Here is a 4,768-nt window from a genome sequence, read left to right as displayed (position 1 = left end):
GGTGAGCCCGCTGACCGCCAACTCGGTGTCCGACACCCGCGGGGTGACCCCGCGGGTCTCGCTCGGCGCCGCGGACGAGCGGTCCCGGCGCGGCCCGGTCGGCGCCCGGTCGGTCACCTCGGCCGCCTCGGTGTCGCTGACCCGCCCGCTGCTGCCGCCCGGCACCGTGCCGCTGGTGACGCCCGCGGTGGCCGAGCCGCCGCGGTCCTCCGTCCTGCTGCACTGAGAACCCGCGACCGGCCCGATGCCTGATCAGGGCCGGTCAACACCCGTACGGGGGGTCTTCCTTCACCTCCTGGCGACGTAGTGTTGTCCGGGCCACTCCCGCACCAGCGGCGGGGGCGGGTACCGTAAAGTGCGCCGGACCCTGCCCAGCCGGCTGTGGACGTCCCAAGGAGCTGCAAGGTGTTCTTCGACATAGGCCCGCTGGAGCTGGTCGCGCTCGTAGTCCTTGCCGTGCTCGTGTTCGGCCCGGACAAGCTGCCGAAGGTCATCCAGGACGTCATGGGGTTCATCCGCAAGGTGCGGGAGTTCTCCGACAGCGCCAAGGAGGACATCCGCCGCGAGCTGGGCCCGGAATTCAAGGACTTCGAGTTCGAGGACCTCAACCCCAAGACGTTCATCCGCAAGAACCTGATGAACGGCGACGAAGACGAGTACGGCCTCAAGGATCTCAAGGACCTGCGCAACAGCTTCGATCTCCGCAAGGAGATGGCGGAGGTCACCGACGCGGTGAACGGCGTCGAGCCGGCCGCCAAGGCGGCTTCCGGCGGCGCGGCCGCGTCGGGTGCGGCGGCGGCCCCGGCGGCGGCCGGCACCGACACGGCCACCACGCCGGACCGGCTGCGCAAGACCGAGCGGCTCGGCCCGGAAGAGCCGCCGCCGTTCGACGCCGACGCGACCTGAGCCGACGCGACCTGATCCGGCGCGCGCTGAGCCGGCTTCGGCGCGGGCCGGAGTTCCTGGTCCGCGCTTGATCACCGGCTGCGTCAACCGCCGTGCGGTATTTCACCTGAATGGTGGACGGTTGTCCCTGTGTTCACCGTCACCCCACGCCGTTTCGAGCCGCGAACCCACCCAGGGTCGGGCAAGATGGCGAGTTGCCCAGAAGGGCACTGGAGGAGGCGCGACCCATATGGAGACGAAGACCGGCACGGCGCAGGGGGCGGTCGACGGCTACTTGATGGCCGATTTCCCGTGGTACGGGCTGGACGAGGCGTTCACCGGCCGCCGCTGGCTGGGCTCGGTCGCTGTCGGCACGGACGGGACGGTCGAGCACGGCACGACCGGGCATGGCGACGAGCCGTCCCTGAAGACCGAGACCATCGACCCCGAGGGACTGCGGTTCGCCGTGGTCGTGACGGTGCCCCGGCGGCCCGGACGGCTCAGCGCGGACGGCACGGGTGTCCTGGAGGCCACCTCGGTCTCGTCGGCGGCCTGGCTGGCCGGCTCGGCCATCTTGTCGTGCACCTGGCCCACGCACATGGAGCGGAACCTGCGGCAGGACTGGCTGGACCAGCAGACGGCCGCGGCCTGGGACATGGCCGACGACCTGGACGGCCCCGGCTGGTCCTCGCTCACCCTTCCGGTGGACGGCGAGCCGACGCCTTTCCACTACCGCGAGTCCGAGTACGGCTGGGTGATGGCGGGCGCGGCCAGCGGCGTCCACCTGGGCGCCTACGGGCGCGGCATGAGCCCCTACGGCCTCGGCCTGTCGGTGGTGCGCGACGTGCGTGCCTACGAGCACTGAGCACGCTCCCGCGTCGCGGGCCGCGCCGGTGGGACCCGGCCCGGCCCGCGACGCGGGAACCGGCTAGAACTTGTTGCGCGGGGTGATCCCCAGCGACATCCCCGCCAGACCCCGGGCGCGCCCGCCCAGCTTGGACGCGATGCCGCGCAGCGCGGCCCCCGCCGCCGAGTCCGGGTGGCTCAAGGTCACCGGGCGCCCGTCGTCGCCGCCTTCGCGCAGCCGTACGTCGATCGGGATGCGGCCGAGGACCGGCACCGTCGTTCCGGTGGTGCGGGACAGGCCCTCCGCGACGCGGTCGCCGCCACCGGTGCCGAAGACCTCCACGATCTCGTCGCAGTGCGGGCACGGCATGCCCGCCATGTTCTCCACCACGCCCACGATCTTCTGATGGGTCTGCACCGCGATGGACCCGGCGCGCTCGGCGACCTCCGCGGCGGCCTGCTGCGGGGTGGTCACCACCAGGATCTCCGCGTTCGGCACCAGTTGCGCCACCGAGATCGCGATGTCGCCGGTGCCCGGCGGCAGGTCCAGCAGCAGCACGTCCAGGTCGCCCCAGTACACGTCGGCCAGGAACTGCTGCAGCGCCCGGTGCAGCATCGGCCCGCGCCAGACCACCGGGGCGTTGCCCGGGGTGAACATCCCGATCGAGATGACCTTCACCCCGTTGGCCGACGGCGGCATGATCATGTTCTCGACCTGGGTGGGCTTGCCCTCCACACCGAGCATCCGCGGCACGCTGTGGCCGTAGATGTCCGCGTCCACCACACCGACCTTGAGCCCGTCGGCGGCCATCGCCGCGGCCAGGTTCACCGTCACCGACGACTTGCCGACGCCGCCCTTGCCGGACGCCACCGCGAAGACCCGGGTCAGCGAGCCGGGCTGCGCGAACGGGATCTCCCGCTCGGCCTTGCCGCCCCGCAGCGACGAGGCCAGCTCGCGCCGCTGCTCGTCGCTCATCACGTCCAGCGCCACCCGGACCGAGGCGACCCCGGCGACGCCCTGGACGGCCTTGGTCACCAGGTCGGTGATGGTGTCGCGCATCGGGCAGCCGGAGACGGTCAGGTAGATGGCGACCGCCACCGCGCCGTCCGCGCCGATGTCCACGGACTTCACCATGCCGAGATCGGTGATCGGCTTGTGGATCTCCGGGTCGTTCACGGTCGCGAGCGCGGCGCGGACGGCCTCGTCGGTCGGCGCGGCGCCCGGGGGCACCTGCCGGCCGGAGGGCTGGGGGAGTGGTGGTAGCCATAGGGACGATGGTACGGCGACGGCGGCGCGGACCGGCTCAGCGGCCCCGGCCGTCGCGTTCGTCGCCGCGGCCGGGGCGTGGCCGCGGGGCGGGACCGGCGCGGCGGCCGGCGACCGGACCGGGGGGCCGGGTGGTGCCCAGGAACTGCCGGTCCTCGATCTCCCGGAGCAGGTCCTGGAGTTCCGAGCGCAGCCAGTCGCGGGTGGCGACCTCGCCGAGGTTCACCCGCAGCGAGGCGACCTCGCGGGTCAGGTACTCGGTGTCGGCGATGACGCGCTCGTTCTGCTTGCGGTCCTGTTCGAGGTTCACCCGGTCGCGGTCGTCCTGCCGGTTCTGCGCCAGCAGGATCAGCGGGGCGGCGTAGGACGCCTGCAGCGACAGCAGCAGGGTGAGGAAGATGAACGGGTAGGGGTCGAAGCGGGCCGCCTTCGGCGCGAAGATGTTCCACAGCAGCCACAGGATGATCAGGATCGTCATCCAGACGATGAAGCGCCCGGTGCCCAGGAAGCGGGCGATCCGCTCGGACAGCTTGCCGAACGCCTCCGGGTCGTAGCTGGGCAGCAGGCTGCGCCGCGGCGCCTTGGGCTGGTCGAGGCGGCCGCTGTGCCGGGTGGAGCGCCTGCCGCGGTCCCGGTCGCGGTCCCGGTCCTCAGCGGGCATCGCCGGCCCCCGTCCCCGCGGCGCCGTTGCCGGGACCGCCGGCGTCGGCCGGGCCGGCCGGCTCTCCCGAGCTGTACGGGTCGTACGGCTCCCGCTCCGGGTCGTACCCGTCGTCCGCGGCGCCGTCCGCGCCGCGCAGATCGGTCTCCCGCCAGTCCTCCGGCAGCAGGTGGTCGAGCACGTCGTCCACCGTGACCGCGCCGACCAGCGCCCCGCGCTCGTCCACCACCGGCGCCGAGATCATGTTGTACGTCGCCAGGAAGCTGGTCACCGACGGCAGCGCGGTGTCCGGCCGCAGCGGCCGCAGGTCGGTGTCCACGATCGAGGCGAGCAGGGTGTACGGGGGATCGCGCAGCAGCCGCTGGAAGTGCACCAGTCCCAGATAGCGGCCGGTGGGCGTCTCCTCCGGCGGCCGGCACACGTACACCTGGGCGGCCAGCGCCGGCGACAGGTCGGGGTTGCGGATCCGGGCCAGCGCGTCGGCGACGGTGGCGTCGGGGCCCAGCACGATCGGCTCGGTGGTCATCAGGCCGCCCGCGGTCCGTTCCTCGTACGACAGCAGCCGCCGTACGCCCGCGGCCTCCTGGGGCTGCATCAGGGCCAGCAGGCGCTCCTGCTCGTCGGCGGGCAGCTCGGCCAGCAGGTCGGCGGCGTCGTCGGGGTCCATCGCCTCCAGGACGTCGGCGGCCCGCTCCTCCTGGAGCTTGCTGAGGATCTCCACCTGGTCGTCGTCCGGCAGCTCCTCCAGGACGTCGGCGAGCCGGTCGTCGTCCAGGGCGGCGGCCACCTCGCCGCGCCGCTTGGGCGACAGGTGGTGCAGCACGTTCGCCAGGTCCGCCGGGCGCAGCCGCTCGAAGGTGGCGACCAGGTTCTCCGCGCCCTGGCCGTCCTCGGCCAGCCGGAAGCCGGTGACCGCCGACCAGTCGACGGTCAGGGTCTCGCCCTTGCGGCGCAGGGCGCCGGACTTGCCGCGGCGGACGAAGACCTTGTCGATCTCCCAGGTGCGGCGGGCGGGCAACTGCACCATGGACACGTCCAGCACGGTGACCTCCTCGCCCTCCTCCTCGCGCGGGCCCGCGGCGCCCAGCGGGTCCGGCACCTCCGGGCGC

At 73.1% G+C, this 4,768-nt stretch carries 6 protein-coding genes; 3 read left to right on the top strand and 3 right to left on the bottom strand.

The window, feature by feature from the left end; genetic code table 11:
* From GA0115240_RS05545 to GA0115240_RS05535, 3 genes are all read left to right on the top strand, one after another.
* Positions 1–226 (top strand): hypothetical protein (locus GA0115240_RS05545; RefSeq protein ID WP_218087414.1); only part of this gene is annotated, 226 nt, incomplete at its 5' end.
* A gap of 179 nt (positions 227–405) precedes the next feature.
* On the top strand, positions 406–906 hold the full coding sequence (locus tag GA0115240_RS05540; RefSeq protein ID WP_093735529.1) for a sec-independent translocase: 501 nt from the start codon (positions 406–408) through the stop codon (positions 904–906).
* A 229-nt stretch (positions 907–1,135) separates the two neighbouring features.
* A complete protein-coding gene (locus GA0115240_RS05535) occupies positions 1,136–1,750 on the top strand; it encodes a hypothetical protein (RefSeq protein WP_093735528.1) in 615 nt (204 codons plus the stop codon).
* A gap of 63 nt (positions 1,751–1,813) precedes the next feature.
* On the opposite strand, the gene GA0115240_RS05530 is transcribed toward GA0115240_RS05535, so the two are convergent.
* The 3 genes from GA0115240_RS05530 to GA0115240_RS05520 all read right to left on the bottom strand — a co-directional run.
* Positions 1,814–2,962, bottom strand: a complete 1,149-nt coding sequence (locus tag GA0115240_RS05530; protein ID WP_093735527.1) for an Mrp/NBP35 family ATP-binding protein — start codon at positions 2,960–2,962, stop codon at positions 1,814–1,816.
* 73 nt (positions 2,963–3,035) lie between these two features.
* The gene (locus GA0115240_RS05525) at positions 3,036–3,659 is read right to left on the bottom strand and encodes a DUF1003 domain-containing protein (RefSeq protein WP_093735526.1); all 624 of its coding nucleotides are present in this window, start codon (positions 3,657–3,659) and stop codon (positions 3,036–3,038) included.
* A partial coding sequence (locus GA0115240_RS05520; protein WP_107407104.1) for a magnesium transporter MgtE N-terminal domain-containing protein occupies positions 3,649–4,768 on the bottom strand: 1,120 nt, incomplete at its 5' end. The genes GA0115240_RS05520 and GA0115240_RS05525, both read right to left, overlap by 11 nt.

The organism is Streptomyces sp. DvalAA-14 (assembly GCF_900091855.1).
In the GTDB taxonomy this organism is placed as follows: Bacteria; Actinomycetota; Actinomycetes; order Streptomycetales; family Streptomycetaceae; genus Actinacidiphila.
Note: the sequence above shows the minus strand (reverse complement) of the source record. Positions and strands in the feature narration are given on the sequence as shown.

What these genes read in the sequence shown, in the direction of transcription:
- GA0115240_RS05535 (WP_093735528.1), top strand. Translation starts at nt 1,136, where the DNA reads ATGGAGACGAAGACCGGCACGGCGCAGGGGGCGGTCGACGGCTACTTG.
- GA0115240_RS05525 (WP_093735526.1), bottom strand. Translation starts at nt 3,659, where the DNA reads ATGCCCGCTGAGGACCGGGACCGCGACCGGGACCGCGGCAGGCGCTCC.